Raw genomic sequence first — 3,673 nt, 5'->3', positions numbered from 1 at the left:
CTAATAAAAAGATAATAATCTATAAAGTAAAAGTATTTATTGATGTTCCAAAAGATGGTATTATTATGAATGAAAAAACAGTAATTATACTATTTGTTTCAAAACTATATGAATTATTGAAAATGGGAATCTATGAAGATGCTGAAAGGGTGGTTTATCCATGGAAATCACACCTACGATACAGGCAGAAGTTCAAACCTATCTGAAACGGAAAGGCTTAACCATGACCGAGTTTGGTCACACGATCGATTTGAATGTAGGTACAGTTAGTGGTATTGTGACGGGCAACCGATCTATTTCTGTTCACCAACTGGATAGTATTACTGCGGGAATGAATTTACCACCGGATTATTTTTACGAACGCTACATTGAAGAATGCATTGAAGAATGTCCGCTCAACTGGAAAAAAATCAGTCCGTTCCTGTACCGATGTATTGAGCTAGGGCGATTAGACTGCTTGCAGCGAGTTGTCATTCTGTTATTGGATAACCCTAATTATCTGCCATCGCTCTTTGAAGTCGCCGAAAATGTATACAAAGACGGTTACAACGAAGCAGCAGCTTACTTATACAAAAAGGTAGCTGAAAGTGAGAAGCAGCAGCATTCAGAGCGATTGGCAATCTGCCAGTATCGCTTGTTCCAAATCAAAGTTGGACAGGATCGGGCTGTAAATCTTCAGGCTGCCATTGAATTTGCCCCCTTTGTGGATCGCTTAGACGAGATAGAGCAATTAGATGCTCTAAAAGATTTGGCGAATGTCTATAGGTCATTAAGTATGTGGGACAAGGTGTATGAATTTGCACATCGGATGGGTCAGTTAGGACAGCTTCAATATCATTTGGTTCACAATTCCAAGCGAAAAGGAACAGAACCACGAAAAAAGCTAAGCAGACCATTGTTTGTATACATAGCCTACGCCGAATTGATGTGTGCTAATGCTTGTGATGCAAAAGGCGATCATGCACAAGCATTAGCACATCTTCGTGGTTATTCCGATCTAAGCTGGGTGAAGGAAAATGATCCAGATACACTCCATTGGCTAGAAAAATTTGAGCATTGGGCAAAAATTAATACCTGTGTTAATAAGCTTATGTCTGGAGATATTAGTGTGCTGCCAGATTACGTTGAACATATATCTGGAGAGCAACATATATTTGCAGAACTTTTAAATGTCATAGAAGTAGCTAATCGTTACAACATCGATATTGATCATATTCTTCAGCAGTTTGAACCCCAAATTACAGTTTATCGTGATCAAGAATATACGAGTACATTAACAGAGCAGCAAGTCATACTCGAAGAAACTGTACGATTCTGGTATAAGTTAGCTAAATACAACCTATATAAAGGGAGATACCTTTATGGGTTTAAATGCTTAATAGAAGCTTTGAAAAAAGCTGGTATAATTAACCACGCACTACTTATTTCCAATTGTGCAGGCTTATTTTTCTGTTTCAGTGAGCTTGCTACTCCTGAAATGCAGGCACAATTTTATTCTGCTTATAAGGAGGTGTGGGAAAAAAATGATCAAGAAGACAGTTTTAATTTTGGCAACAATTAGCTTTTTACTGGTAGTTGGATTACCAGTTCCAACTGAAATCCCAAGCGCTAACACAGTCCAAGTTCAAGGACATATTGGCACAGCTTAGTCAATTTTTTTGTTTTTTTCATTGGCCAGCTTATTGCTGGTCTCTTTTTGTATTATTTTGTAATTTTTTGCTTCAAAATTGATCCTGACGTATTTGTACATCCTTTCTTAAAATGAGATTCAATAGGAGGTGTGCAGGATGAACAAGGATGAAACGAAAACGTTAATTCAACAAATGGAATGCGCCAGACAACGCCTACATGATCTGTACACAGAGTATGGCTTAGGACATGCTTGTGTACTGGAGCAGTCTATGCTTTTGGATGAACTGATTAATCAGTTCAACCGTATGTTTCAGACCAGGAAGCAGCCTCACCAAGTTGTGGATCAGATCATGATCAGCGACAATGGTATGTTGAGTTCATCCCCCCATTCTTTTTATGCAAAAGTGTGACTTCTCCCACGTAATGCTTATAATTATTCTATATAATGACTTATTTTAAAATAAAATACATATCCATGTCATAAAATGTTAATCACTCTGGGATATGATTCAGCATACTTTGACAATAAAAAAAGCAGAGCTCAATACATGAGCCCTGCGAAAGTCTTTTGGTGTAGCTTGGAATCCCTATGCTGAAACGCTGAGCAGAAGGTTAGCCAAGCTCCTGTGTGCTTTTGGAAGCACGTTTGGAGGAGAGAAACTGAAAATGAAGCCGCCAGTTCAACCGCTGTCTTCCTTTGGAGCCAACAATCCAGTTGCCGCCGGGCAGATGGGCAAAGAGCCAACTGATGCCGAGAGAAGCACTTGCCACGAAGACAAACGTAATGAGCGTAGCTGTAAAATGATGATCCCCCAGTGCAAGCGGACGAGTGTAATAGGATATGAAGGATAGCACGAGTGCATGGGCCAGATATCCTCCGAAGGAGTAGCGTCCAATCCAGTTCAGCATACGGCGAAATGGCATGGTACGCGGGTCTTTTTGCAAATGAAGCAGTAGTCCGTACAACAAAAGTAACTGTGAGACAATCAGCACAAAGGTGCTTGGCTTCAGATAAGTAGAAATATTGAGATTGATCGTATCGCCCGACTGAATCAGCATGGTGTGACCCATGAGCATGAACAGACCGATAAAGACAAATACATTCCACGGCAACGTCTGTTGGGCCAATCCCCGCCAGGTGTCCGTCATATAGGCGCCCACGGCGCCCAGCATAAAATAGAAAAAATACATAACAAAGTTATATGTGCGGTAATCTAACAGAGTCTGCCCAAAGGACGGCAACCAAGTGCTCCATGCAGACATGTCGTAGTAGGACCAATGTAACAGCAACGCATAAGCCGCAGCGGCAATCAGCATCACAGCCAGAACAAGCTGCTTGCGCCTTTTTGTGCTATAACGGCGTAGAAACGTCCGAACCTGCTCGGTTGCCTTTGCAAATAAAGGAAACCAAATATAAAACTGAAAGATCATGACCACAAACCATAGATGATATCCGCTGACGGGGATAATCATTTCCTTGAACATGCCTTTGTAAAAGGATAGATTTCCCCACTGCGCGGTTGACCAGTTCTGAGTACATACCCAATAAACAACCGTCCAGCAGAGAAAAGGAACATAAATATCTCGAAACCGCCTGCCAATATAACGGGAATAGCCAATCGATTTATTACCATTATAAAATAGCAGCGCCGCAGACAGGAAAACGAACGTCGGTGTGCCAAAACGTGTCAAATGGTACAGCATCGCGAGCATAACGGAATCCGGCTGTTGGATGTCGCTGCGATAAATATATTCGCCAATGCAATGCTGAAGCACGACAGCGAGGTAGGCAAGGCCCCGTAGTTCTGTCCACTCCGTGATACGCGGCTTGCTCATCCATATCACTCCTTTTTCTCAAGATTCGCACCTGTATTCCCTAGCACAATTGTAGGTATTGTACCTTAGGAACATTAGTGCAAGATTAACGCTACCTGAAAGTATGGAGAGTGAAGTGGTTCCAATTTGATATGATTGCGTTTACAATCTAAATGAAAACAAAGTAAATTTAAATTAAAGGATACGCATAGGAAGAGGAGAGGAA

4 protein-coding genes are annotated in these 3,673 nt (G+C 41.2%); 3 read left to right on the top strand and 1 reads right to left on the bottom strand.

Features of this window, described 5'->3' with window-relative positions; all coding sequences use genetic code 11:
* The 3 genes from AC5V8P_RS24230 to AC5V8P_RS24220 all read left to right on the top strand — a co-directional run.
* On the top strand, positions 1-206 hold a 206-nt coding region (locus tag AC5V8P_RS24230; protein ID WP_495473956.1), incomplete at its 5' end, for a hypothetical protein.
* Positions 161-1,561, top strand: coding sequence for a helix-turn-helix domain-containing protein (locus AC5V8P_RS24225; RefSeq protein ID WP_064795519.1), 1,401 nt, complete (start codon positions 161-163; stop codon positions 1,559-1,561). The genes AC5V8P_RS24230 and AC5V8P_RS24225, both read left to right, overlap by 46 nt.
* A 226-nt stretch (positions 1,562-1,787) precedes the next feature.
* On the top strand, positions 1,788-2,042 hold the full coding sequence (locus AC5V8P_RS24220) for an aspartyl-phosphate phosphatase Spo0E family protein (protein WP_064795518.1): 255 nt from the start codon (positions 1,788-1,790) through the stop codon (positions 2,040-2,042).
* Between the two features lie 202 nt (positions 2,043-2,244).
* On the opposite strand, the gene AC5V8P_RS24215 is transcribed toward AC5V8P_RS24220, so the two are convergent.
* A complete protein-coding gene (locus AC5V8P_RS24215) occupies positions 2,245-3,468 on the bottom strand; it encodes an acyltransferase (protein ID WP_064795517.1) in 1,224 nt (407 codons plus the stop codon).
* Positions 3,469-3,673: the final 205 nt, after the last annotated feature.

This window comes from Paenibacillus sp. N119s (assembly GCF_059447605.1).
Note: the sequence above shows the minus strand (reverse complement) of the source record. Positions and strands in the feature narration are given on the sequence as shown.